Origin of the sequence: Lactobacillus johnsonii, assembly GCF_013487865.1 — a bacterium.
Classification (GTDB): Bacteria; Bacillota; Bacilli; order Lactobacillales; family Lactobacillaceae; genus Lactobacillus; species Lactobacillus johnsonii_A.
The window spans coordinates 165,871-192,153 of the sequence record NZ_CP047409.1 but is presented as its reverse complement, the minus strand read 5'-3'; the positions used below and the strand labels follow the sequence as shown (position 1 = coordinate 192,153).

18 protein-coding genes and 1 pseudogene are annotated in these 26,283 nt (G+C 34.6%); 6 read left to right on the top strand and 13 right to left on the bottom strand.

The annotated features are described in order from the left end of the window. Positions 1 to 58 precede the first annotated feature (58 nt). The 4 genes from GTO82_RS00890 to GTO82_RS00875 all read right to left on the bottom strand — a co-directional run bounded on the left by GTO82_RS00890 (position 59) and on the right by GTO82_RS00875 (position 4,848). Positions 59 to 2,212 carry a GH25 family lysozyme gene (locus GTO82_RS00890; protein WP_180873444.1) on the bottom strand — a complete coding sequence of 718 codons (2,154 nt, stop codon included), beginning with the start codon at positions 2,210 to 2,212 and terminating at the stop codon, positions 59 to 61. A 54-nt stretch (positions 2,213 to 2,266) separates the two neighbouring features. Then, positions 2,267 to 4,141, bottom strand: coding sequence for a glycoside hydrolase family 73 protein (locus tag GTO82_RS00885; RefSeq protein ID WP_180873443.1), 1,875 nt, complete (start codon positions 4,139 to 4,141; stop codon positions 2,267 to 2,269). A 205-nt stretch (positions 4,142 to 4,346) separates the two neighbouring features. Beyond that, entirely contained in the window at positions 4,347 to 4,586 is a 240-nt protein-coding gene (locus GTO82_RS00880; protein WP_180873442.1) for a DUF2922 domain-containing protein, read from the bottom strand. 52 nt (positions 4,587 to 4,638) lie between these two features. Then, positions 4,639 to 4,848 (bottom strand): hypothetical protein, encoded by a 210-nt coding sequence (locus GTO82_RS00875; protein ID WP_180873441.1) that lies wholly within the window; start codon positions 4,846 to 4,848, stop codon positions 4,639 to 4,641. Positions 4,849 to 5,024: 176 nt separating this feature from the next. On the opposite strand from GTO82_RS00875, the gene GTO82_RS00870 reads away from it, so the two are divergent. The 4 genes from GTO82_RS00870 (at position 5,025) to GTO82_RS00855 (ending at position 10,931) form a co-directional block, all read left to right on the top strand. After that, entirely contained in the window at positions 5,025 to 6,089 is a 1,065-nt protein-coding gene (locus tag GTO82_RS00870; RefSeq protein ID WP_180874061.1) for a hypothetical protein, read from the top strand. Between the two features lie 86 nt (positions 6,090 to 6,175). Further along, positions 6,176 to 6,595, top strand: coding sequence for a hypothetical protein (locus GTO82_RS00865; protein ID WP_004898622.1), 420 nt, complete (start codon positions 6,176 to 6,178; stop codon positions 6,593 to 6,595). Positions 6,596 to 6,733: 138 nt separating this feature from the next. Then, a complete protein-coding gene (locus GTO82_RS00860; RefSeq protein ID WP_180873440.1) occupies positions 6,734 to 8,731 on the top strand; it encodes a KUP/HAK/KT family potassium transporter in 1,998 nt (665 codons plus the stop codon). A 148-nt stretch (positions 8,732 to 8,879) separates the two neighbouring features. Then, on the top strand, positions 8,880 to 10,931 hold the full coding sequence (locus GTO82_RS00855) for a KUP/HAK/KT family potassium transporter (RefSeq protein ID WP_180873439.1): 2,052 nt from the start codon (positions 8,880 to 8,882) through the stop codon (positions 10,929 to 10,931). 83 nt (positions 10,932 to 11,014) lie between these two features. Here GTO82_RS00855 and GTO82_RS00850 read toward each other — a convergent pair whose 3' ends face one another. From GTO82_RS00850 to GTO82_RS00835, 4 genes are all read right to left on the bottom strand, one after another. Further along, positions 11,015 to 12,673 carry a phosphoenolpyruvate carboxykinase (ATP) gene (locus GTO82_RS00850; RefSeq protein WP_180873438.1) on the bottom strand — a complete coding sequence of 553 codons (1,659 nt, stop codon included), beginning with the start codon at positions 12,671 to 12,673 and terminating at the stop codon, positions 11,015 to 11,017. A gap of 199 nt (positions 12,674 to 12,872) precedes the next feature. Next, the gene (locus tag GTO82_RS00845; protein WP_180873437.1) at positions 12,873 to 14,579 is read right to left on the bottom strand and encodes a cell division protein; all 1,707 of its coding nucleotides are present in this window, start codon (positions 14,577 to 14,579) and stop codon (positions 12,873 to 12,875) included. Between the two features lie 143 nt (positions 14,580 to 14,722). Then, entirely contained in the window at positions 14,723 to 16,672 is a 1,950-nt protein-coding gene (locus GTO82_RS00840) for a M13 family metallopeptidase (RefSeq protein ID WP_180873436.1), read from the bottom strand. A gap of 94 nt (positions 16,673 to 16,766) precedes the next feature. Beyond that, positions 16,767 to 18,137 (bottom strand): MFS transporter, encoded by a 1,371-nt coding sequence (locus GTO82_RS00835; protein WP_180873435.1) that lies wholly within the window; start codon positions 18,135 to 18,137, stop codon positions 16,767 to 16,769. Between the two features lie 120 nt (positions 18,138 to 18,257). Between GTO82_RS00835 and GTO82_RS00830 the strand changes: the two genes are divergently transcribed. Both GTO82_RS00830 and GTO82_RS09845 read left to right on the top strand, forming a co-directional pair. Further along, entirely contained in the window at positions 18,258 to 19,073 is an 816-nt protein-coding gene (locus GTO82_RS00830; RefSeq protein ID WP_180873434.1) for a hypothetical protein, read from the top strand. Positions 19,074 to 19,262: 189 nt separating this feature from the next. Next, positions 19,263 to 19,445: pseudogene (locus GTO82_RS09845) on the top strand (MurR/RpiR family transcriptional regulator); the annotation flags it as partial. Between the two features lie 72 nt (positions 19,446 to 19,517). On the opposite strand, the gene GTO82_RS00820 reads toward GTO82_RS09845, so the two are convergent. From GTO82_RS00820 to GTO82_RS00800, 5 genes are all read right to left on the bottom strand, one after another. After that, complete coding sequence (locus tag GTO82_RS00820; protein ID WP_260983163.1) at positions 19,518 to 21,770, bottom strand: LPXTG cell wall anchor domain-containing protein; 2,253 nt, start codon at positions 21,768 to 21,770, stop codon at positions 19,518 to 19,520. Positions 21,771 to 22,039: 269 nt separating this feature from the next. Beyond that, positions 22,040 to 23,035 (bottom strand): tagatose 1,6-diphosphate aldolase, encoded by a 996-nt coding sequence (locus GTO82_RS00815; protein ID WP_180873433.1) that lies wholly within the window; start codon positions 23,033 to 23,035, stop codon positions 22,040 to 22,042. Between the two features lie 120 nt (positions 23,036 to 23,155). Continuing rightward, positions 23,156 to 24,373: an MDR family MFS transporter gene (locus GTO82_RS00810; protein ID WP_180874057.1), complete on the bottom strand. Its 1,218-nt coding sequence runs from the start codon at positions 24,371 to 24,373 to the stop codon at positions 23,156 to 23,158. A 104-nt stretch (positions 24,374 to 24,477) separates the two neighbouring features. Continuing rightward, positions 24,478 to 25,674, bottom strand: a complete 1,197-nt coding sequence (locus tag GTO82_RS00805; RefSeq protein WP_180873432.1) for a DUF438 domain-containing protein — start codon at positions 25,672 to 25,674, stop codon at positions 24,478 to 24,480. Beyond that, positions 25,674 to 26,264, bottom strand: a complete 591-nt coding sequence (locus GTO82_RS00800) for an iron-sulfur cluster assembly protein (RefSeq protein ID WP_180873431.1) — start codon at positions 26,262 to 26,264, stop codon at positions 25,674 to 25,676. Before GTO82_RS00800 ends, GTO82_RS00805 begins: the two co-directional genes overlap by 1 nt. Positions 26,265 to 26,283 lie beyond the last annotated feature (19 nt).

The following is a 26,283-nucleotide window of genomic DNA, read 5'->3' as shown; positions in this document are numbered from 1 at the left end:
GATTCCCATTAGGATCATGTCTTTCATGTATTTAGTCTATTTGAAAACTGTTATCAAATTATCTGTAAGTTCCCCATGCTTGGTTGTTCAAACGACCAACTAAATAACCGTATTGACCATTTGCACGTGGTTGTCTTAACCATACATAGTTACCAGAACGGTAGTATGCATCGTATTTAATTACAGTATTAATTGGTAAAGTTTCAATAATTGGGCTAATAGTACTTGCACCTGTTCTTAAGTTAATTGCTCCACCAGTAATGAAAGAACCATTTTGCTTAGTCCAACTAGCATTGTTATTAGTAGTTACTTGCTTAGGAGTAGTTTGTTGAACAGGCTTATTAGCTACTGCATTAGTGGCTTTAGCAGAACCTTCTTTGAATGTTCCCCATGCTTGACCATTATCACGTCCTACTAAGTAACCATATTCATTATTTGCACGTGGTTGTCTTAACCATGTGTATCGGCCTTCGGTACGGTAGGCATCATATTTAACTTCAGTGTTAGCTGGTAATTGGGCAATTACTTTACTGTTGGTATTTGCACCTGTTCTCAAGTTAATTGCTCCACCAGTTACAAAGACACCATTTTGCTTAGTCCAGTCACTGTTTACGTTAGTGTTTGTACTTGGCTTTTCTGCTGGCTTAGTAGTATTAGTGTTTGGCTTAGCAGTAGTTGCAGAACCTTCCTTGAATGTTCCCCATGCTTGACCATTGTTGCGTCCTACTAAGTAACCATATTGTCCATTTGCACGTGGTTGTCTTAACCATGTGTATTGACCTTCTGTACGGTAGGCATCGTACTTGATTTCTGTGTTTGTTGGAAGCATTGCAATTACTTTACTGTTAGTGCTTGCACCTGTTCTCAAGTTAATTGCGCCGCCAGTTACAAAGACACCGTTTTGCTTAGTCCAGTCACTGTTTACGTTAGTATTTGTGCTTGGCTTTTCTGCTGGCTTAGTTTCAATTGGTTGTGCTGGTTTGGTTTCTGCTGGCTTAGTAGTGGTTGCAGAACCTTCTTTGAATGTTCCCCATGCTTGACCATTGTTACGTCCTACTAAGTAACCATATTGGTTGTTTGCACGTGGTTGTCTTAACCATGTGTATTGACCAATTGTGCGATAAGCATCGTATTTAACTTCTGAGTTTGCTGGTAATTGAGCAATGACCTTACTATCAGTGCTTGCACCTGTTCTCAAGTTAATTGCACCACCAGTTACAAAGACACCATTTTGCTTAGTCCAATCACTGTTTACGTTAGTGTTTGTACTTGGCTTTTCTACTGGCTTAGTTTCAGTTGGTTGAGCTGGTTGTGTACTGTTATTACTATTTGGCTTAGCAGTATCATTACTATTATTAGTAATTGGATTTGCAGGTGCTTGACTACTGCTTTGACCGTTATTAGCATTTGAATTATTGGTATTAGCAGCGTTATTTGATGTGTTGTTATTAGTATTAGTCTTATTTGAAAGAGGAACTACATTAACATTTCCATCAACATTTTGACCACGCCAATTTTGCGTATATTGCCAAATAGCTACATTATCCATTGATGGGAAGTAATTGTAGTCAGGATTATCTTCACGACCATTAGTCTTGTACTTAGCTACCCATAATGCATTTGGATACTTTTCAGAAATCTTATTAGTATCAACCTTATTCTTTAATAACCATTCACTAGAATAAAGCATTGGGTTGTATCCACCATCATGAACAGTATCCATGAAGCTAATGATTGCCTTAGTATTAGCGGCAACACTACCGTTAGTATTATTATTAACGTCTTGTTCCCAATCAGTTGCTAAGTATGAACCTTGTGGTAAACCAGCTTGTTGTGCTGAATTAACTGCATAGTTTCCTTCTTGAACTGCGCGATTGCTGTCAGAGCCAAAATGAGTGTAGTGGTAACCCATAGTCATCATATTATTTTGTTCAGCACTCTGGATTTGGCCTTGAGCATTAGGGTTTTGATAATTTGTACCCTCAGATACTTTAACAACAGCAAATTGTGCACCAGACTTAGCTTGTTGATCCAAGTTGGTACCTTGCCAACTTGAAACATCTACACCTGTAGACTTTGCAGGCACATTATCAGTTGCAGCTTGTGCTACTTGATGAGTTTTAGTAACTCCCATAGGATCTACAATTGCTAAAGCTGTCATAGCACTAGCACAAGCTAATGCACTAATAAATTTCTTATTTGTTGAACGCATTAAAAAACTTTCTCCTCCAAAAAATTTTAATGAAACAATCTAATCTTTTATAAATTAACGAATTAGTACTGACTTGGCAGATATCCATTGATTTCCACCAAGGTCGTACCAAGTTTGTCCGTTAACATTAGCTACACGGAAGTATCTCCAACTTGAACCATCTTTCAAGAACTTACCTGAAATTTGATCTTGGCCTGGAACACGCCATACTGCTACACCGTAGTCTGGTTTAGAATTAATAGTTAATACACCAGATTTTGCAGTAATTTGTGCTTCTTGAGTAGTATATTTTGCCATAATCCATTTACCATTACTAATTTCATAATATAAGTTTCCGTTAGCATATTTTGAAGCTATAACTACAAATGCACTACCAGCTTCAACTTGTTGGTTTAATTTTTGACCATTTGGAGCTGATAAAACTTGAGTAGTCTTAGTTACTTTAACCAAAACAGTAGAAACAGCCTTTGGTGCAGTATTAGTACTAATCCATTGAGTACCATAGCTATTATTTGCAGCTGCAGTAGATACAGCACTTTGGTAACTTTGTACTGGTGCAACATTTTCAACTAAAGTAGTTGGTTTTACAACAGTTTTAGCACCAGTAGTTACTGGAGTGGTCTTAACTTCTTTAACTTCAACCTTCTTAGACTTTACTGCTGGAGCTTCAACTACTTTGGCTGATTCCTTAGTTGAAACTACTGGAGTAGTCTTAACAGTTGGAGTTGTTTCTTTCTTCACTGCTTCAACTGGTTTTACTATTGGAGTTTCAGTCTTCTTAACTTCAGCTGCTTTAACAACTGGAGTGGTCTCCTTCTTTACAGTTTCAACATTTTTAACTGTATTAGTAGTCTTAGCTTCAGTTGTTTTAACTACTGGGGCAGCAGTCTTAGTTTCTTTATTTTTAGCCTTAACATTCAAAGTCGTAGTTTGGGCTGGAGTTTTAACTTCTGCAACTTTCTTTGTTTCAACAGTGGCTGCTTTAACTGGAGCTGCAGGAGCTTGACTCTTAGCTTGTTGAGTTTGAGCTACTGGAGTCTTAACTGGTTGGCTCGCTTGGTTGTTAGTAGCCGTAGTTTGCTTATTACTATTATTAGTATTAGTAGCGGCATTGTTAGCAGTAGTGTTATTAGTAATTGGACTAAATGCAAGTGCATTAATCCAGCCGTTACCAATAAATGCACGCTTTACGCCGTTGTTATAAGTAATATACTTAGTAACATTTACGTTTTGACCTACTCTTGCAGTATCTACTTGTGTACCAACACTAGGATCAACTGGTGCACTCATAACTGGTGTCGTTTGTGCAACTGTACGATTTTCGTTAACAACTTGTGTAACGGGATCATATTTGTCAAAGCCATTAGTTGCAATCACACTATTAAGAGTCTTAGCATAATTTGGATCAGTAGCGTATTTACCTTGTAAACCATTTTGGGTTGCTTGAGCATAGTTACTTGAGTTTTCTACCCAAGTACCAGAGTAATAATTACCCATTTGGTTACGTAATAAAGAACCATTATCTTCAAATGATTCAGTATATGATGGATACTTTCTGAATCCAGCATTAGTAGTGTAGTAACCACCATTACCGTATTCGCCAGTATTCATGTTTACAGATTGGCCATTGTAAGAGCCCTTAATACCAAATAAGTTATTATTAGGTTCTTGGGCTAAACCTGATTGGCCCCAAGCTGATTCAACTGTTGCTTGAGCAAGCATAACTGAAGTATAAGTACCATACTTAGATGATGCAGTCGTAGCAGCTGGAATAGCTTTATTTAAAAATTCTTGTTGATAGGTTGCAGCTTGAACAGTACCTTCACCAGTTTTTAAAGGATTATCTGGTTTAAGGTTGTTGGTAACTGATATACCGGCAGTGGTTATAAGTGCCGCGGTAGCAATACCAGTGAATGTTCTTTTTTTCATCACTTAAACTCCCTCCAATTTACATACACCCTTTATTGTAGTTTGGCAAGTTGTCAGATACAACCGAACAAACATTCTGAAATGAAAAAGTAACATAAATTACACACTTTCATCTCAAAATAAAAAGAGTAATGCCGAAACATTACCCCCCTTCAAGAGTTTATTTAATAACTTATTCAAGTTTCTTATCTCAAAAAATATCGTCCTAATTCTTTTCACTATCATCAAACACAGAAGTAACTGTACGTTCAACGTATTGAGCAGATAAAGGAACCTGATATTGATCAACTTCTTCCTTTGCAAAAATGTTCGCTTCACACATTTCATTCATTGCATTCTTTACTTCTTCTGCAGTTAAATCTTCAGCTGCATCTGCTAAAGATAAATTCACTTTCTTGTCTTTAGCATTTTTGAATGTAAGTCTTAAAGTCTTAGTAGTAGTCATTTTTTATTTTCCTTTCCAACTATTGAGATTTATAAAATAAAATAGATAATTTTTAGTTTTGAATATCTGAATATGAGATTAATCTAGCTTTTTGAATTCCTGCATCTTTTTGAAGGCTAGATAAAGCTTTGCCCACCTTCATAATATCTTCAGCTTTAACTTGCTTTTTAACATTTTTCAAAATTTTATTTTTCTTACCATTGTTGTACTTTTCACCCATAAAAGTAAATTGAATTGATTGATCTTTTAAAACAAATTCCATTATTATGCTCCTAATTTATAAATATTTTTTGTAAGTCATCACCGGTGAATTGCCTTACACTATTACTAACGATTTATCTCAGTGATTTGTGCCAACTTTTTTCTAAAAAATTGTTATACATGAAATTTGGTATAATTTAAGTAGGATAAATTCATTTCTAATAGGAGGAAAAAATGATGAAACGATCAAAACTCGGAGTTGCCATTACGGCATTCTTCATTACCTTTTTAGCAGTTGGATGTTCAAATACATCATCAAATAATTCATCTAACAGTGGTTCAGATAAGTACACTACTTACATGAATCAAGGAAAAGATGCTGCTTCTAGTCAAAAATATGAAACAGCTGAAGAAAAATTTGAAGATGCACATGATGTAAAAGCCACTTCTGAATCAAAAGCTTACGCAGATCAAGCTGGCGACATGAAGGATGCTCAAGAAGAAATTAGAGAATATGAATTTAAAGATGCCTTAGGTGAATTAGATAAAGCAGCCAATAAGACTAATGGCTACTCAGTAATGACTAAACAAGCTTCTAAACTCTATAAGACAATTGACAAGATTCAAGATCATATCACTAATGATATTAATCCTTTGTACAAGAAGGCTAAACTAAGCTACAGAGACGGAGACTACCAAGCAGCAGTTGACTCTTGCGATCAAATTTTAGACTTACCTTACATTAATAATAAGTATTATAAGAAGGTAAAAAAGAACGTTAAACATTTACGTAAAGTTGCTAACGCAAAATTAAATGGCGAAAATGTTCACGATGACATTGATACTGAAAACTTAGATGCTAATGATGACGATGAAGCTACTACTTCAAACAAGCAAAGTTCTAACTCAAAATCTAGCTCATCAAACAGTAGTAATACTGACAATAACACTAGTTCTAACTCTAACAAGAGTTCAAGTAATTCAAATAGCTCAAATGCTCAAGACAATAATGCTGCAAGTCAAAAATCTAGTGCAACAAGCTCAAGCAGCAATACTGGAGCTAATAACAACAATTCAGATACTAATTCTTCATCAACTTCAAGTGATGATAGTATGATGATCAATGGTCAAACAGTTACTGGTAGAGTAATTTCTCAAACCCGTAATCAATTAAGTTCAATTGGTGTTGATACTAGTTCATGGTCTGATCAAAAAGTAGTTGACTTCATGAGATCAGCTGCTAATAGTGGCCATACTACAATTGATTCTTACACTAAACAAGATGTAGAAAACTTTAAATAAGCCCTATAAAATTTGCTTTTGATTGTAATTCAATGTAAGATTATATTGAATTTTTGTACAGCTAGACAGTAAAGGAGCTCTTAACTTTGACTGAAGACAAGAAGAACACCGAAGAAACTCAAGAAAAAGAAGAATTTGAAGTAGTTATGCCAGAGGCAAATCGTGTAGAAATGCCAGCTACTGAATTTAAAGAACAACCAGATTACTTAAAGACATTTGCTAACTTCTATATTTCAAAATTTGACGAAAGCGATCTTGAAATTATGGATGTTTATGATGGTAATCATGATGTTATCGAAATTAATACATACTTAACTAACAATATGGCTTTCAGCCGTCGCAACTTGGTTAAGCATGTTTTAAATATTCATGGAGACCGTTTTATGGATATGCTTAACAATATCCAAAAACAAACTGGCGTAGATCCACAAAACATGAAGACTTACGAAGATTGGGAAAAATGGTACACTGATCGTCGTAACGAAATTAAGCAAACTCTTTCATAAAAAATCACAAATTATTAGTTGCATATTGAATCCTAAAGGAACAAAATAGTGCTAATAGAAAAGAATGTATTGTTTTAATACATTCTTTTTTATTTATCTAAAATGTCATTATGTTTTATTTTATTAGGAAATTTTAATATGAATAATGGTGTACGAAAAAAGGTCACTCTAGCTGGCCTTTTAGTTTCAATTGGAATCGTCTATGGCGATATTGGTACAAGTCCTCTCTATGTTATGAAGGCAATTGTGAATGAAAATGGAGGAATTGCTAGTGTTAACAGAGAATATATAGTCGGATCTATCTCTCTTATTCTTTGGACAATAACTCTTTTAACAACAGTTAAGTATGTTCTAATTGCTCTTAAAGCGACTAACCATGGTGAGGGTGGTATTTTTTCACTTTATGCTTTAGTTAGAAAAAAGGCCAAATGGTTAGTTCTTCCGGCTTTAATTGGTGGAGCTGCCTTGCTTGCAGACGGCACACTGACACCTGCAGTTACTGTCACGACAGCAATTGAAGGTCTTAAAAACATGAAATTTGGCAATGATATTCCCGTTCCTAATCAAAACAGTGTTCTTATTATTACCATCATCATTCTTTTATTTTTATTTTCCATCCAAAGAATGGGAACTAGTATAATTGGAAAAACTTTTGGGCCAATTATGCTTATCTGGTTTACTTTTTTAGGTTTAACTGGTGCTATGAACCTAAGTCATGACTTGTCGCTCCTTGAGGCTCTCAATCCTGTGTTAGCAGTCAAAATTTTGTTTAGTCCAGCAAATAAGGTTGGTGTCTTAATCCTAGGAGCTGTCTTTTTAGCAACTACAGGGGCAGAAGCACTTTATTCAGACGTAGGCCACGTAGGAAAAGGCAATATCATGGCTTCTTGGCCTTACGTCTTTATTTGTCTAGCCTTGAACTATCTTGGTCAAGGAGTATGGATTTTAGAAAATCCCAACTATCATGCTGGTAATACCGACTTTAATCCTTTCTTTGAAGCTCTTCCAAGTCAGTGGAAATTTTTTGCCATCATTTTAGCTACCTTAGCAGCCATTATCGCTTCTCAGGCTCTAATTACCGGATCTTTCACATTAGTTTCAGAAGCAAGTGGCTTAAAATTTTTACCGAGGATGAAAATTATCTATCCCTCCACTGAACAAGGACAGATCTTCATTCCTTCTATTAATAAGATGCTATGCGTGGCTACAATCGGAATTGTTTTTTTATTTAAGACATCAGAACACATGGAGGCAGCTTATGGGTTAGCAATTACGGTCACCATGTTAATGACAACAATCTTGCTTTTTGAGTACCTATCTCTAAAAAAAGTTAACATCCTGTTACGCTTAGTTTTTCTATTTTTGTTCGGTGCAATTGAAAGCATGTTTTTAATTTCCAGTTTAGCTAAGTTTTTACACGGCGGTTATGTAACAGTAATTATTGCTGCCTTTATCGGTGCAATTATGTATATTTGGTATTTTGGTAACAAAGTTCGTGATAGACGCGAAGCTAAAAATGCTTACGTGCGCTTAGACGAATATACATCTATGCTAAGTAATTTAAGTCATGATGATAGTGTACCCTTATATGCAACAAATTTAGTTTATATGGCTAAGGTTAAGTACAATAAGTTTATCAAGCGCGATATACTCTACTCAATTTTAGACAAACGTCCAAAACGGGCCCATGCATATTGGTTTGTCACTGTTAATGTAACTAACGAACCCTTTACCGCCGAATATGCAATCAATACTTATGGCACAAAAAACGTGATTAACGTTCAACTATATTTAGGTTTTAAGCAACAGCAAAAAGTTAATGTTTATCTACGACAAATAGTTCACGATCTAATTAAAGATGGTACAATCGAATCTCAGCCACAAGAATACACCACGACTCCCGGTCGTGACGTTGGAGATTTTAAATTTGTAATTGTAAATGATGTGATTAGTCCACAAACTCAATTAAATACTTATGAAAAGTGGTTAGTTGAAAGTCGTGTCTGGCTTCAAAATTTATCTTCTAATCCTGCTGTTTGGTTTGGATTAGAATATGCTGATACAGTAGTTGAACGAGTTCCATTAATCCTAGGCTCACAAAATATTAAATCAATTCAAAAAACTAAATTGAAATAAATATTTTTAATTAATCGCCTGCAGATACTTGCAACTCTTGCGCAAATAGATGAAAATAGATATGTTTAAAAAAAGAATGTCTTTTCGGCATTCTTTTTTACGTTATTGAATATTTAGCTATTTGGCTATTTATTGGGAGAATATAATAATGAATGAAAAAACACGGAAAAATATATCAGCCGCAGGCTTGCTAATTGCCATTGGTATCGTCTACGGTGATATCGGAACAAGTCCGCTATACGTTATGAAATCAATTGTTGCCGGAAACGGCGGCATTGCGAACGTAAATCGCGACTTTATTGTAGGTTCTATTTCCTTAGTACTTTGGACGGTTACTCTGTTAACAACTTTGCAAACTGTCTTTATTGCCTTAAAAGCTACTAACCATGGTGAAGGTGGTATTTTTGCCCTCTATACCTTGGTCCGGAAACGAGCAAAATGGCTTGTCCTTCCTGCTTTAATCGGTGGGGCAGCAATCCTAGCTGATGGTACTTTAACTCCTGCAGTTACTGTTACAACTGCTATTGAAGGATTAAAAGGAATTGAATTTGGTCACGGTAACGTTCCGGTTTCTACTCAAGGAACTGTTATTGCGATTACAGTAGTAATTCTTTTGCTTTTGTTCTCAATTCAACGAATGGGAACAAGTATTATTGGTAAGGCTTTTGGTCCAATTATGTTTATCTGGTTCACCTTCTTGGGTGTAATTGGATTGATGAATATGATGGGGGACCTGTCAATTTTACAAGCTCTTAATCCATACTACGCAATCAAACTTTTATTCAGTCCTTATAACAAGGCCGGAATCTTTATTTTAGGTTCTATCTTCCTTGCTACTACTGGTGCTGAAGCTTTATACTCAGATGTTGGTCACGTTGGTAAAGGGAATATTATTGGTTCTTGGCCATATGTCTTTGTTTGTTTGTCACTTAACTACTTTGGTCAAGGTGTTTGGATTTTAAACAACCCTAACTACAATGCTGGAAACGGTGACTTCAACCCATTCTTCGAAATTATTCCACAAAACATTCGTTTAGCTGCGATTGTTTTAGCAACTATTGCAGCTGTTATTGCTTCACAAGCTTTGATTACTGGTTCATTTACTTTAGTAGCTGAAGCCAGTGGTTTGAAATTTTTACCAAGAATGAATATTATGTATCCTTCGACTAAGAAGGGACAGATTTATATTCCTTCAGTTAATAAAATGATTTGTGCAGCAACTATTGCAATTGTTCTTTTCTTCCAAACCTCAGCTCACATGGAAGCAGCTTATGGTTTGTCAATTACCATTTCAATGTTAATGACAACAATTCTGCTCTATGAATGGTTGGCAATGAAGGGCGTTCATACTATTTGGAATTGGCTCTTCTTAATTTTCTTTGGCTTCTTAGACGTAATGTTTATGTTAGCCAGCTTGAGTAAATTCATGCACGGTGGTCACGTTTCATTAGTTATTGCCGGATTCATCGGAATCATTATGTACGTTTGGTACTACGGTAATAAAATTAGAGACAAGCGTGAATCACGTAACGCTTATGTTCGTCTTGATGAATACGTGGATATGTTAACGAACTTAAGTCATGACGAAGATTATCCTACTTTTGCAACTAACTTAGTCTATATGGCAAAAGTTAAATACAATAAGTTTATTAAGAGAGAAATTCTCTATTCTATCTTAGATAAGCGTCCTAAACGGGCACGAGCATATTGGTTTGTAACAGTTAATGTAACTAACGAACCATTCACTGCTGAATATGCTGTTAACACTTATGGCACAAAGAACGTTATTAACGTTCAGCTCTTCCTTGGTTTCAAGCAGCAAACTAGTGTAAATGTTTACTTACGTCAAATTGTTCATGACTTAATTGCAGATGGAACCATTGAATCTCAACCACAAGAATACACTATTACTCCTGGTAGAGATGTTGGTGACTTCTCATTCGTTATCGTTAACGATGTAATTAGTCCACAAACACAACTTAGAAGTTATGAAAAATTCTTAGTTGAAGCACGTGTATGGCTTCAAAACCTTTCCTCAAACCCGGCTTCATGGTTTGGCTTAGATTATGCAGATACAGTCATTGAACGTGTACCATTGATTCTAGGAAATCAAAGAAGACAACACATTACTCGAATTGCTCCAAAGAAATTTGAAGTTATTAAAAAGAAACTTCAAGCTGAAGGCGAACTTAAAGAGTAATAAATAGATACGAAAAAGACATCCCAATCGGGATGTCTTTTTTAGTGTTCAAATATAAAAATTATAGAGGAATATTTAAATTATTAACTTAATTCTTTAATAATACCTTCTAAAGTTTCCTTAGCTTCAGCTTGGATTGGTTGAGTAGGATGTTCTTCATCATACTTGTTAAGCCAATCTAAACGATCTTGCATTCTCTTAGCTAAAGTCTTTTGATATTCTGGATCATCCAAGTGAACTTCATAGTCTTCGATTGGTAAGTATGATACACCCTTGAAGTTACCAAATGGTTTCCAGTCGCTATCCTTAATGCTGCCATTAGCAAGATCTTCCACTAACTTCTTAGTTACTTCCTTTGGAATATCCTTACCCATGAATGCATCTGTGTTTAAGATATAACAAGATGCTCCTCGCTTAGTAAATAATTCCTTAAAGTCGGAGTAGTCACCAGATACTGGGTAAGCGCGGAATGGATCTGCAAATGGCTCAATTACTAAGGTATTCATATCAAAGCCCTTAGGCAAGTTTTCAGCACTAGTTCTCTTAGTTGCTAAAGTAAGTCCCATGGTTGTAGCTAAAACTGGATCGTCAACCTTTAAGATTGGTGGTAATGAACCATCCTTCATAATCCAGAATAAAGCTGTAATTGGTGCACTTTCATAGTCAACTCTATGTGGTGAAGTATAACGTGTCTTAATAACACGACCATTATTGTTACGTAAGTCTTCAGTAACAATAACTTTCTTGCCATCTTCATCTTGAGTAACAGCACAGTTCATAATTGTAGTGTAGTACTTAGTCTCGTGGTGACCTGCTGGATAGTCATGCGTCTTATCAAAGTATGAAGGCTCTAATGCTACTGAAGAACCATCTTCACGAGAAATAATAAATGCATCGTCGTGCAAAACAGTAATATTATATTTACCATCATACATTTCATGAGTCAAAGTAGATTTACCTGAACCAGATAAGCCGTAGAAAGCAAATACTTTATCATCCTTATCCTTAAAGTGGAATGACTTTTCACCACCGTGACAAGCAGTATAACCGTTTCTATGAGCCATAGCCCAAGCAAGAGTTAAAGTACCCTTCTTTAATTCACCGAAGTAGCGTAAGCCAAAGACTGCAGCACAGTTATGTGGAGCATCAAAGACACCAAAGCCCTTTGGATAGTCTTCATCTTGTGTATTTGGATCAAAGTAGAAGTAAATATCTCCCTCATCATATAACTTCGATTTCTTATAGATCTTTTCTGCTTCTTCATCAAAGAAGTGGAAGTTCAAAATATATGAGAGTAAGTTAAAGGCTTGGTCTTCTGGCATCATAATATGTGCTTTAACAGTAAAGCTTGGATCTAATCCTACTAAAACTGTTGCTTTTAAGAATTTTTGATCATGACCCTTATAAATATCTTCACGTAAACTGCCAGCTAATGCTTCAGGATCCTCTTTTGGATCGTCAACAAAGTGACGTGCACTTGCTGTTCTACCCAAGATTTTACCGTGATTATAAACTAATTGCTTAGCACCTTGTGGTAAACCAAGTTCTTTAGTATGTAAAATTGGTAGGTCAGTTTCGATAACACCAGATTGTTTTTTAGCTAAATTATAAGCTTCAGCAACACTAGTTACTTCGTGTACATTGTTACCATAAAAGGCAGATTCAATAGTAGAACGAACCCGACTAAATTTTTTGTTAGCTTTTCTTAACTCATCATGAGAATAACGTTCTTGTGTACTCAACTTAAATTTCCTCCTCTGAAACCATAGAAAGCGGTTTCAATTATTACAGTTAAATAATAACATAACAAGTTAACTATAGCCATGTATTAATTTAAAAATAAATTGATATTAATCGTAAATAAACCATACAAACAAAAAACAGTTTCCTAATAAATTGAACTTGTTAAGGAACTGCTTTTGTATATGATTTAAATATCTTTTAATTGTTTTTATTATTTATAAACTTTTTCCATAGTAAAAATACAATAACTAAAAGCCAAGAAATTAATGAAATTGCACTAATTACATAGAACCAAGTTGGCACGGTAAAGTGTAGAATAGCCCGATTCAATCCAGCTTTTTGATCAACAATTGGATTTCCAATTACATTTTTAGCACCAGAGAATTTTTTACTATTTACAGTTAATTCACTTTGCTTATAAAGCACAACAGGTAAAACTATCTTTTTATTTTGGTCAGCTTTCCAAGATAAAACCAAATCACCATTTTTAGTAACTCGGTGATCAAATTTTTGGTAGCGCTCAACAACATTAACTTTATAGAGATAAGCTGCATTTTGGTCAATCGACTTGTCCTTGGTTGGTAAGTAGTCCGGTAAATAATGCCACTTCAACATTTCTAGCATCTTGTCACTGGTTGATTGTTTAGCGACAACTTGTACTTGTGTATCTTTTCTGCAAGCAACTGTGAAAATGTGGTTGGTAATTATATTTGGCACAGCTGCTTCTAAAAGCAAAATTGTTACCAAGCTAATACCAACTGCTTTTGGCTTAACTCCCTCTTTTAGTAAGTGGTTAACCGTTAAAGCCATTCCCAATAAAATCAATGGATAGGCCACGACTGTTAATCTAAATGGAAATTGAAAGTATGATTTTAAGCTAGGAAAAACTCTTTGAACTAGTCCCCAAGGAAAAACAAATGAAGATAAGCCTAATAAGATAGTACCCCAAATGGTTACAAAAGTATTTAGTTTGTCTCGTTTATAGTGCATGACAACATAGATAAATTGCGCAATAATCAATAAAACAAAAATTGGCAAAATATATGCAAATGCTGTTCCATATTCATTATGCCAAAGCATGTGTGGTCGTAATCCACCACGGGATAAATCAAATTCAGTAGTTGCAGAAAGGTGATTTGTAGGCATTAAAACTAAAAATGCACCAATTACATTTGCTGATAAAACAATGGTTCCTAGAACTGCCTTAATAAAAGGTATCCAAACTTTTCTAGAATTATTGTTAATAATTAAAGAGTAGATAAAGAACGGAATCAGCAACAAGACTGCCATTAAGGTGCTCAAGACATGAACTTGGATAAGCAGACTCATTACGAGCATTAACTGAATCCAGTTAATTGGTTGTTTTTTATTGCTAATCATGCGAACACCGCATAAAACAACTAGCGGCATTAAAGTCTGTCCCCAACCATTAAAAGAACTACGATTGATGAAGGCTGGAATCATCCCAATATTAATGTAGATAATTCCCATTACAGTAGCTAAAAGCTTATTAACACCTACCTGCTTTAGGAGGTAATACATACTGCCAGCACCCAATAAAGAAATTAGATAGGCTAAGATAACTTGATAGTTAAACCAATTACCAGCAATGAGAACTAAAATCCCGTTAAAGTAGGCAAAAAGTGGGCCATAAATGGCATTAATAATTCTACCGCTCTGCTGAAAAGTAAAATTTGTCTGAAAAATACTAAATATTCCACTTTTTAGCTGCATCCCTGCATCATAAAAACGACTATAGTGAAATAAGGTATCAGCAGTGTCATCACTCGCTAAAATAGTGTGTGAAATCAGCTGTGGTGAAATGACTATCGTTGTAGCCAAGATGATTAATAAATATGGCCAGATGAATTGGCAAAATTTATTAGTTTTTATTTTTTCTAACATGTTTAACCTTTTCTAATTAAGAATATTGTCTTAAGGGATAAGAATACCAATTCATAATATTATTAATAATTTCTTTTTGCAAACAATGAAAAAAGAACCAAACAGCTTTCGCCATTTGATTCTAAAAAATTAGTTTTTATTTTTTACCAAATCACAACACGTTTTTCTGGGTCTAGCCACATACCATCTTCTGGCTTAACATCAAATGCCTTATAGAATTCTTCTTGGCATTGTGATTGAACGTTAGCTCTTTCAGGACCAGGAGCATGAACATCAACTGAAACTTGTGTCTTAATTGATTCAGGAAGTTGCTTGTTTGCCCAAACACGAGCAAAGTTTTCAAATACTTCCTTCATGTTGCCATTTTCGCCCTTATTTGCTTCAACAGCTGCAGTTAAACCACCTTGATCAGCAATATTTTCAGAAACAATTTGCTTACCATTTAAGGTAACTGGGCCATATTCAATTCCATTAAATAAGTCAATTTCGTCTTGCGTACGTTTCTTGAATTCTGCAAAGTCTTCGTCAGTCCACCAATTTTTCAAATTACCGAATTCGTCGAACTTAGCACCGTTGTTATCGAATGCGTGTGAAATTTCGTGCGCAATAACGACACCAATACCACCATAATTCAAGCTACGTGATTGCTTCAGGTCGTAAAATGGCTTTTGTAAAATTGCTGCTGGGAAAGTAATGTCATTTCTTTGTGGATCGTAACAAGCATTTACTAAGTTACCTGGCATTAACCAAACAGTTCTATCAACTGGTTCGTTTAATTTTTCAAGGTTGTACTTAACTGATTCAACAGCTGCAGCACTTTCATTTGAATATAGACTGCCACCTTCTGATTCAGAAGTAACTTGAAGACGATCGTAAATTTTTTCGATCTTTTCTGGGTAACCAATCTTCAAAATTAAGGCACGCAACTTAACAATTGCTTTTTTCTTAGTATCTTCAGATAACCATTCATTTTCAGAAATACGTTTTTCATAAACGTCAATCATCTTATGAATCATATCTTCGACATCAGCTTTTGCTTCAGCACCAAAGTAAGTTTGACCGTAGTAAACACCAACTACTTCGCTAAACATACCATTAGCTAAACGATAAGCTTGCTTAGTACCAGAAGACAATTCTGGTTGGCCTGATAAAGCTTGACTAAATGGAAAAGCAGCTTCACGGAAGTCTTGAGAAAGATATGCAGCTACACCATTAATAAACTTAACAACCATCCAGCCTTTAATTTCATCAAAATTATCTTCGTTGATTAATTCCTCAACATGATCTAAGAATCTTGGTTCAGTGACAATAATCTTCTCAGGCTTTTGAGTAAATAAATTACTTAAGAAGTTGTCAATCTTAAAGCTATCAAACTTATCTTCAAATTCAGCTAAAGTCATTGGGTTGTACATTGCTGGATAATCTGCCCATTCTTCAGTTGACTTAAGAACTTTAGATAGCTTCTTGTCAAACTTCAATGCATCTTCTACATACTTCTTAGCATCCTCTTCGCTTACGCCAGCCATTTTAAGTAAGTTTTCAGATTGATCTTGTAATACCTTCAATAAGTCAGCTGCTGCAGGATTGTCATAAGTAGTAGTATCAGGCAAGAATAAACCAGGTCCGCCAAAGTACACAACATGAACTTTAGTATCCTTCATGTCCGCATCAACTGACACACTAATTGGTAAGTCAAAAGCATTCTTATAGAAATCAGCTGCTCTTAAGTTAAGATCAGTTAAATTACGTAAACTAGTGATTTCTTCAAGGTCAGCTTTAATTGGCTTTGCCTCATCTTCATTTCTCTTGTCAAAGTTATTAGCAATTTTGTAAAGTTCAACTGCTTTTTCAAAATTAGGAACATTTGGCAATTTCTTTTTACCATCTGCAAAATCCGCAAAATCTTGCATTAAGCTCTTTTCAATATTCAAATCAATACCATCAAAAGAACTAATTCTTGAACGGTCTGAAGGAATTTTTGCTTTTTCAATCCATTCAGAATTCACTGCTAAGTAAAGATTATCTTGTGGTCTTGCATTAAGATCGGGCTTAGTAATATCACCAGCACCGCCACGTACATTGAGTAATGCCATTAATAAAATTCCTCCTTGTAATTCATAAGTAATTAACTAAATGATATCATTATTAAAATTTTTAGTCTATTATTAAAAATATAATTTTTTATCTTTATTTTTTCTTTGGTACAAAGACAATTGTCAGAAGCAAATTAATAATTATCAGAACTAGCAAGATCATAAAAGCCCATTTGGATCCAATTGCTGTACTATTTTTATAGTTTTGATTTTGTGCCAAGGCAATCATTGTACCAGCAAGTGTCGTTCCCAGTGCGCCAGAAAACTGTTGCAGCGTATTAAAAATAGCATTACCTTGAGCATGATTATCTTTACCTAAATTAAGTAAGCCACTAGTCAATAAACTGCCAAAGCACATCCCATAGCCACCATAATAAAGAATATACAAGAAGACAATTTCTAAATTGCTAAGTGGCGCTAATAAATTCATCAAAATCAAACTAATCAAACTGGCGCACACACCAATAATAATTGGTAGTCTTGCTCCTTTTTTATCAAGTAGTTTGCCAGCTAAAGCTGCCATTAGCGCATTAATTATTGCTCCGGGAAAGGTTATCCAGCCAGCAAGAGATACTGATCCATGATTAACAGTTTGCACATAAATAGGAAAAATAAAACCTAACGCTAACGTAGCAATTTTGGCAAAACAATAGGCAATTAATTGCATACTAAAATTGAAATTTTCAAATAGTTGCGGGCTAATAAGCGCATTTTTATCCGACCAAGATATCTTTATCCAAATTAACAAACTAATAATACCTAATGCTAAAAATCCAGCAACTTGAATTGACAAAAACTGATACTTTGCTATTTGAGTAAAGCCTAACATGAGACATACTAAAGCTAGAGCTAGTGAAAACCACTGCCCATACTTAATCTTTACATTTTGCAATGAATTAATTTGTTCAATTGAATACGTTCCCGTTAGTAAACTAATTAAAATTAAAACTAATGAGATAATAAAGATCCAACGCCAATTTAAAATATCAGTTATAGTTCCGCCAAAAACTGGTCCAAAGGCAACTGCACACGCAGTAATCATTGTTCCGATTCCCATCATAAAGCCAATTCTTTCTTTAGGCACTTCCGTTAAAATAATATTGTACATTAGCGGTAATCCAATTCCAGTACCAACACCTTGTAACGCACGTCCTAGCAGTAATAAATCAAAGCGCGGCGTAATAATATCAATTATCAATCCTAAAGCAAACAATAAAACACCTAAGATAAAAATATGTTTAGTTGATATCCTTAATCTAATCTGGGAACTAATTGGTACAATTGTTGCAATTACTAATAATACAAGGGTATTTACCCATTGCACTTGATCAGTTGTAACTGCAAATTCTCTAGTTAGAATAGGAAAAGTAACCGTTGTAGCTGTTTCATCTAAAATTCCTAAAAACGATAGCATCCCTGCGGATAAGATAGCCAATACTATGCGTGGTGAAACCTTTTTAGCCATTTTTAATCTTCCTTTTTCTCATAAATAGGCTGTATCTCTCATATTTCATTCTAGTCTTTTTTTACTCATTCTTGGATAATAGAGTTATGAATTACATCACAAATAAATGGAGAAAAGATTATGAAAAAATTTATTTCACCACCCAAAATCCATATAGATAAAATATTTTATTCAATCATACTTTTGATAGCTTCTTTAAGTATATTTTCTGGTGTAACTGTATATGCTGAAGATACAAATTCAGCTCAAGAAACTCAAACATCTTCAACACACGAACGTAGCGTACAGAAGATTTATGCAAAAGTATACGATCAAGATACCAATGAATATCTAGGAAGATTTTTATTATCTACTCAAGTCGGTTATACTGATAGTCCCCATAGAATGTTTGATGAGGGTGGTATTAATCCAATTCATATTGATGGTTATACTTTTGTTGGTAATCCATCGGCTATGCTTCCAGTAGATTGGAAAAATAAAAGTGGAGTAACTGAAATTAAATGGACTATGGTTAAAACCACCTCTGAAACTTATAAAAAAAGACAAGAAGCAACAAACCATTCCAAAAATACACATACAGAAAAAGATACTTCCAATCCTAAATTTAATGAAGATGGTTTACGCATAGATGATCATGGAAATCCTGATCTTCATGATCTGTATCATACCTATATGGCTTTTCTAGGTCATCCTCTTTCTTCCGATAAAGCAATCAATTATTATCACACTCTTTATCTATTAAAAAAATACTTTGGCTATGATCCCAATAAAATAAAAGAAGAAAATTATAATCACTCAGTTGATAAGCTTTCCTCCACAAATTCTTCTTACGTAAATGAATCAAATTATCAATCACATTCAAAAAAAGTTTACCAAAATAATATAAAACATACTTCTAAAAAAATAATAAAAAACCTAAATCCAATCCTAATTTAAAATTATCTTTAATAGGATTGAGTTTAGGTTTAATTAGTCTGTTAGTTTACTTAATAGTTAAGCGTCTAAGACTCAGATACGAATAATGCCTTAATCTCTTTTGGTGTCTTAGTTTGTTTCAATTTTTCAATAAAATATTGGTAAGTAAGTAATTTAGCCGTATTAGACAAATATTGTAAATGAATTTTACTATCCTTTACCACTAATCCTAATGGACAACTTGCTTCACTTTCGACATTGACTTTTATGGGCTACATGTCAAAAACCAACTATTTTCCTGATTATGAAGTGCGCTCTCGATTACCCTTACAAATCATGATCCGTATTTTCTCAGATGCATATTCAGTTAGAACCGGTTTTGCTAGACAATAAAAAAGAGTTGAGGATCTTCGTTTTTCAACGTTGATCTATCAACTCTTTTTTATCGATCTATAATTTTATAAATTAATTATTCTTTTTTTTACGGTTAATGCCAAAGTAACTAACCAAACTAGTACCTGCGACTGCTAATCCAGAAAGAGCTGCAATTAGTTCATTCTTTGCACCAGTTTGTGGCAATTTATTAGTAGTTACATTACCAGTTACAGCAACTACATGGGCTTTATCAGCTTTAACCCAACGATTTGCACTAACTTTGTAGTAAGTAGTACCGTTAACTGTCTTTTCTCCAAAGGTCTTAACTAGAGTATTTGAATCGGTTAAGACAACTGATACGGCTGAACTATCACTATTATCAACAATCTTAACAGTAGATGATTTTTCTTCAGACTTATTGTTAGTCTTAAGATCAGCCTTAGCATTTTCTTTTACAGTATCAGTATCCTTTACATCTGATTCAGTAGCAGTTGTAGTAGTTTCAGATGAATTAGTTGTTGATGCTTCACTATTTGAATCCGGCTTATCTGTTGGCTTTACAGTACTATTTGCATCAGTTGTATCTGAAGGTTTTACAACATGACTAGTGTCAGGCTTGTTGGTTGGGGTTACAGGTTTTTCAGGATTGGAAGTTTCTTTATGGCTGTTTTCTGTTTCTTTCTTATTAAATGCGTCTAATCTTGCCTTAGCATCTTCAAGCTTACTTTGTTCAGCAGCTAATTCTGCTTCCGCCTTCTTAAGTTCTTCTGATGCGTTTGTAACTTGTACATCAGCTTTAGATCTAGATTCCTTCAAAGTATCTAAAATTAATTGTTGAGCTTTAACTGCCTTATTAGCAGCAGTTACGTCATCGTTTGCCTTATTCAAAGCTGTTTGAGCAGCAGAAAGGTTTGATTGTGCATTCTCTAAATTGTTCAAAGTTTGATTCAATGAATCCAAAGCAGCTTGAGCACTCTTTAAATTATTATCTTTAGCTTGAACATTATTTTGTGCTGCATCAACCTTGGCTTGACTTGCCTTAACAGTAGCAGTAGCTTCAGATAACACATTTTGTGCTTGAGCTACAGCTTCTGCTGCCTCAGCTTGTGCAGCTTTAGCATCTTCCAAAGCTTTTGCTTTTATACCAACTTTAGCTTGAACATCTGCTAAGGTCTGATTTGCTTGATCTAATTGTTTTTGTTCAAACTCAAGATTTTCTTGGCCTTTAGCAAGAGCAGCTTGTGTATCTGAAATTGCCTTATTGATCTTAGTAGAACCATTGTTTAATTCTGCTAGGTTAGCTTGTAAACTCTGAACGTTATTTTGTGCTGATTTAACTGCATTTTGTGCTGCAATTAGGTTTTGATTTGCAGTTGCTACGTTAGCTTTAAGGGTGTTTAACTGATCTTCTTGCTTAACATCTTTCAAGTAGGATTGAACTAAGTTTTGGTAACTATTAAAATCTATTCCATTGATTGGATTAAATATAATTTCATCCATACTATCTGCATTATTCATCATTGGTTGAATCTCATATTCATTTCCAGCCAATCCAACATAATTAGCATCTGGTTTAATCATGGAAGTATAGTGCCCAATATATACTGGTTTGTCATTCCAAAAGTCAACATCTTTTTCCCATTCATCTTGAGTTAGAGGATGGGTACTTTCAAAACTATAAGCAGCTGCATCTGGATGCTCTTTAATATATTTATCAATATCATCTTTTTCACTCATCCAATTGTCAATTGGGTTAACCTCTCCAGCTGATATATCTTCTTCGTCTTCATAGAATGGACCATATTTAGCAGTTAATAAACTAGGATGATTAAATTCATCAGAGTAATGTTGAAAGTCCGAGCTAAGCATGGCAATAGCCACAGCTGTCAAAGAAATTGATGGATGGCTTAACCCATACTTATCACGATATGTCATCCAGTGTTGATAGTATCCAAGAGCTTTTTCTATATTACTTAATGAAGTAGAGTCGTTTTCCTGGCCTAATTTAACAGCCTTCTTAGCCCATTCTACAGTAATATCTTGGTAAGCATTTGGTTGACCAGTGATGATGTTATATGCAGTTTGAGCATCTTCTCTTAAACTTTCAGAATTATCTTTATTGTCAGCAATTGCCTTAAAGAAACCAGCTGCTCCGCTTGCTTGATCTTGAGCAACTTGATCTTGTAATTCTTTCAAAGCTTGTTGAGCATCAGCCAGCGCCTTTCGTTTAGCATTAACATTGTTTTGAGCATCTACTACAACCTTGTTTGCCACTGCAAGATTATTATTAACAGTTGCTATCTTTTGATTATTTTCAGCTAAAGCAGCTTGATTCTTAGACAAAACTGATTCGTTATCCGCATTTGTCTTCTTAATATCATTTAATGCGTTTTGAACTTTTTGAACATTTTGTCTTGCTTAGATAATTTAGACATAATAAAAACCTCGAAATTCTTGTCCGAATTTCGGGGTTCATATCATTTCCTCCAAATTAACAATTCCTTTTTTATTTTATTGCGTTAAAAATACTTTTTCAAGTTATACCTAAACCCATGTATACGCAAAAAAGCAAGGCCAATTCTGACCTCGTTTTTCGATAGTTAATTCATTTATTATTCTTCGACTTCTAACTTATCTTTCCATGATTTTGCATCTTTAAGGGCATCATTCAAGTTTTCGATATTTTTCTTTCCTTCAGTTGAAAGCCATTCTCTACCTTGCTTTTCTCCTTCAGCAGCAAATGGCTTAATTGCTGGCTTCCACGTTGCACGCCCGCAAAGAACACCATTAAAGTCAGCACCAGCTTCTTCAGCCATCTTAATCTCTGCAATGAACTCTTCTGAAGTTACACCAGCTGATAAAAAGATATATGGTAAATCGGTTAAATCGGATTGTTTCTTCAATAACTTCTTTGCTTCTTCTTGAGTATAAACAACATTGTTGTCGCCATTATAGCCTTCTACAAACTTAATATTAAATGGCATCTCAACTTTAAGAACTGTTACATCATATTGAGGCTTAGAGAATTCTTGCATAGTTTTAAAAACTTTTTCAGGTTTTACCTTTGCGTATTCCTCACCTTTAGCATCATCAATTTTCCCATCATAAGTTAATAATTCAAGGAAAAATGGTAATCCATTTGCTTTAGTTTCAGCCCCTACTCTTTCAACAAAAGCCTTCTTCTTATCGTTAATTTCATCACTTTCGTCTGGATCGTAGTAAAGTAAGAACTTAACTGCATCAGCACCATCGTTTTTAATTCTTAATGCTGATTGATCGGCAATTAAATCACACATTCTACCTGGTTCAGTAGTGTCATAACCGGTCTTTTCATAAGATAATAATAAACCACAATTCTTATCTCTAACCTTAGTTGCTGGAAGACCATATTCCGGATCTGTCAAAATGGCAGAAGCATATGGAGTCAACTCACTAGAAACAGCTTCCTTAAAATCAACAATTGTTGTTTCATCAGTAGGCTTATTTGCTGCCTCCGCTAACATTCGTTTTAATGATCCTCTTTGGTCAATGTCTAATGCGCTGATTACGCCAGCATCATTAGATAAATTATCCATATATTTTGCAACTTCAGGTGAAATCTTTCTCATCGTGTATCTCCTTTTCATTTACCGCACATTTATATTATAAGATGGCGCTTTCATAAAAAAATAAGAGATCGCTTTCATTCTGTAAACCTTTTCACTTAATAAGAAAAATCATGTAAAAGTTTACCTAAATATTTTCAACTTTTCTCTTAATCTCGTATGAAGGGGAACAATAATTGCTAGCATCATAAAAATCCCAACTGCAGCAACAATAAAGAAATTGATATAGCCAAACTTATCAATAACTAATCCTCCAAATAACGGTCCAAATGCTCTCCCAACAGCCGACGTTGAAATTGTTAAGCCTTGATATTTCCCTTTACTATCGACAGGTGACAAGTCATTTACATAGGCAGGCATCGCTGGCATTGCTGTTGATTCACCGAGAGTTAAAGTAACCATTGAAAATACAAAGTGAGCATAGTCTTTTGAAAAAATTAAAGTTACAAAAGAAATAGCAAACATAGTAACTCCAAATACTACTTGATGAAATAAGTTCTTAAATGTGTTAGGAAAACGACTTAGAAATGCTTGAACAATCACAATAATACCAGCGTTAATTGTCCACAATAAACTATATAAATGAAAAGGTATTCCCAAAGAAACCATATAAACTGAAAGGTTAGATTCCCAGTTCATATACATCAACCAAATTACAGCTAGGGTAGTGAAAAAGCCAATAGTCAGCTTTAGATTGGCAGCAGGCATCGGAGTTGCCTTATTTTTACTATCTTTATTTTGCTGAGCTTTTCTTTCTAAATGAAACTTAATAATCGGGCGATAATTAATGACTGTATTCATACTTACAATCACAAAAAGACTGGCCGCAATTACAAATAAAATCGTAACTGAATAATCATAGATATAACCTACAATTAATGTCCCTAATACTACACCAAGATTTTGTGCAAAATAAATTGTATTAAAGACATACCGCCCTGGCTTAGACTTGATGCTAGTCGCAATTGAATTAATTAACGCACCATTCCAGCCGCCCAGTAAACCAGTCAAAGTCATCCAAACCCAATAAATTGGCCAGGTATGATTAGCGGCCATCCCAAATAGTACTAAGGCATCTAAGCCAGCACCGGCAATAATTAAATAGTATGGATTGAAATGATCATATGCCCAGCCAGCAATAAATGAACCAAGCATATTAGCTAAACAATTAAATAAAAGTACTATTCCAATCATAGCCAAAGAAACGTGAAGTCTTTTATTCAAATAGACTGAAGTTAGTGGCCAAATAAAACTGGCTCCAATCCAGGTAAATAACTCACCTAAAAGAAGCCAATGTAACTTTATCTCATCATCTGGTTGAATATTTCCCTTACTATGCAAATTTCTCACCCTTTTCTTCTATATTCTTACATTCAGTCTAGCAATTAATGAACATTTTTGCACGACAGTAAAAGACTCTACCTCCCCAAGGTAGAGTCTTCTAATTATCTCTTTTCAGTCTTCCAATTTCTAATATCGGTAACATCCTGAGCAACTTCTAAACAGCCCAAATATTTATTATCTTTTCTCACAGCAAAATACTGTAAGTATAGGTACCGCCCCATATGTCTTGGCTTAAACCAAAACTCATACTTATCTTTTTTCCCTTGGTGAAAATCGTCAAAAATCTTTTTAACTCGTGGTATGCTCTCAGGTAAATGACAAGAATAAACACTATTGCCAATCGCATTTTTAGAATGAGGGAAAATATTGGCTCCTCCGCCAAAATAAGCTACTTTATCATTTTCATCAATAAAAGTTATTGCAAAGGGCAATAAATCCAAAATTGCAGATAATTGCTCTAAATTTAAGCTCCCTTCTGCAAAATTTAGTGCTAAGCTACTTAATTTATCGATAGAAAGTGGTCCATCATTTTTAGTCTTTTCCTTAGGTTTCCAATTCATTGGTTTTTGAATCAAGGTGTAACCAATCTGCTCTTCCTCATTTTTGACATTACCCCAGTCTTCTTCACTAGCAACCTCATCAATCATTGGCAACATAATCTCTTCTTCTTTAAAAATCATTTCAAGAACTTCATGTGCTGTCTCTTTTATTACCTTAGCCACTTCAGCCTTATTAATATCTTTTTGGCTAATCAGTAAATTAGCTTGACTGATAAGTTTTCGGATTTTATCATCAACACCCCACATAACTTTCGGTGGTGCAGTAATTCCATATTTAGTCATGATGGGAAACATTGAAGTCTCCTTACGAGCATAATGATAATGAATTTTGGTTAGGTCTTTTAACTCCTGTCTTAATCTTGAGAGTGCACCGTTATCTCCCTTTTCCCACTTAGCTAAATCTAGCAGTAAAGCGTCATTTACTAATGACTTAAGGACAATATTCTCTAACTTGAATGTATGAACAGGATGACCTGGTTTTTCAAACTTAGAATTCTCCTTATTTTTCTTAATATTACCCTTAAAAACATCGGCATGAACATTGCATAAATATTGAATTTTTCTTGGATCAAGACCTTGTGCAATTAATTCTCTTTCTGCCGCAGTAATTTCGGCTACATCAACTTGATCAAAGGCAGCTTGAAACATTTTCTTTGCTTCTTCAAGCTCTCCACCGTCTTGAATAAAATTTAAAATTTTTAAAATAGCTTGTTGTCGTTTTTTATCTAGTTCTTTCATTAATCAATCACCTTGTAGCCTTTATCCTCGAACGCCTGCTTTACTTTATCTAAGTCAATCTTCATAGCCTGCGCACCAAGTGGAATCGTCATTACTCTTCCTACAGTAGACAACAAACCTGGGATTTTAATTCTTGTAAAGCCGCAGTCATACATAATTTGAATAAAATCTGGATATTCTTCTGCCAGCTTCTTTATTGGAACAGAGAAATCAATTATCTTCTCTTTTTCTTCTGTCTCTTCAATTTCATTTTCTTGGTCAAGTGCTTGCTCATTATCAAGCATCCCTAATTGTTTCTTAGCAGCTACTGTCATACGCTCTGGATTCCAAACTGGATACCAAACTAACTTTATATCACACTTATTTATTTCTGGCACAGACAAAACTGCTGGTTCAATTGCGTTTTGTAGATATGTAGATAAGGGACATCCCACAATAGTTAGGGTCATCTTAATTGTTGCATGATCTCCTTCAATATCGATTCCATAAATCAAGCCTAGATTGACTACGTCAATCAACAACTCTGGATCTTCGACACCTTGAAGAGCGGTCATAATTTTATCTACTAATTCCAAATTCTTTTCTTGCATCTTTTCACCTAAAAAAATA

What these genes read in the sequence shown, in the direction of transcription:
- GTO82_RS00860 (WP_180873440.1), top strand. Translation starts at nt 6,734, where the DNA reads ATGAATAATGGTGTACGAAAAAAGGTCACTCTAGCTGGCCTTTTAGTT.
- GTO82_RS00890 (WP_180873444.1), bottom strand. Translation starts at nt 2,212, where the DNA reads ATGCGTTCAACAAATAAGAAATTTATTAGTGCATTAGCTTGTGCTAGT.
- GTO82_RS00815 (WP_180873433.1), bottom strand. Translation starts at nt 23,035, where the DNA reads ATGAGAAAGATTTCACCTGAAGTTGCAAAATATATGGATAATTTATCT.
- GTO82_RS00840 (WP_180873436.1), bottom strand. Translation starts at nt 16,672, where the DNA reads ATGGCATTACTCAATGTACGTGGCGGTGCTGGTGATATTACTAAGCCC.
- GTO82_RS00855 (WP_180873439.1), top strand. Translation starts at nt 8,880, where the DNA reads ATGAATGAAAAAACACGGAAAAATATATCAGCCGCAGGCTTGCTAATT.
- GTO82_RS00805 (WP_180873432.1), bottom strand. Translation starts at nt 25,674, where the DNA reads ATGAAAGAACTAGATAAAAAACGACAACAAGCTATTTTAAAAATTTTA.
- GTO82_RS00845 (WP_180873437.1), bottom strand. Translation starts at nt 14,579, where the DNA reads ATGTTAGAAAAAATAAAAACTAATAAATTTTGCCAATTCATCTGGCCA.
- GTO82_RS00870 (WP_180874061.1), top strand. Translation starts at nt 5,025, where the DNA reads ATGAAACGATCAAAACTCGGAGTTGCCATTACGGCATTCTTCATTACC.
- GTO82_RS00885 (WP_180873443.1), bottom strand. Translation starts at nt 4,141, where the DNA reads ATGAAAAAAAGAACATTCACTGGTATTGCTACCGCGGCACTTATAACC.
- GTO82_RS00830 (WP_180873434.1), top strand. Translation starts at nt 18,258, where the DNA reads ATGAAAAAATTTATTTCACCACCCAAAATCCATATAGATAAAATATTT.
- GTO82_RS00835 (WP_180873435.1), bottom strand. Translation starts at nt 18,137, where the DNA reads ATGGCTAAAAAGGTTTCACCACGCATAGTATTGGCTATCTTATCCGCA.
- GTO82_RS00880 (WP_180873442.1), bottom strand. Translation starts at nt 4,586, where the DNA reads ATGACTACTACTAAGACTTTAAGACTTACATTCAAAAATGCTAAAGAC.
- GTO82_RS00875 (WP_180873441.1), bottom strand. Translation starts at nt 4,848, where the DNA reads ATGGAATTTGTTTTAAAAGATCAATCAATTCAATTTACTTTTATGGGT.
- GTO82_RS00800 (WP_180873431.1), bottom strand. Translation starts at nt 26,264, where the DNA reads ATGCAAGAAAAGAATTTGGAATTAGTAGATAAAATTATGACCGCTCTT.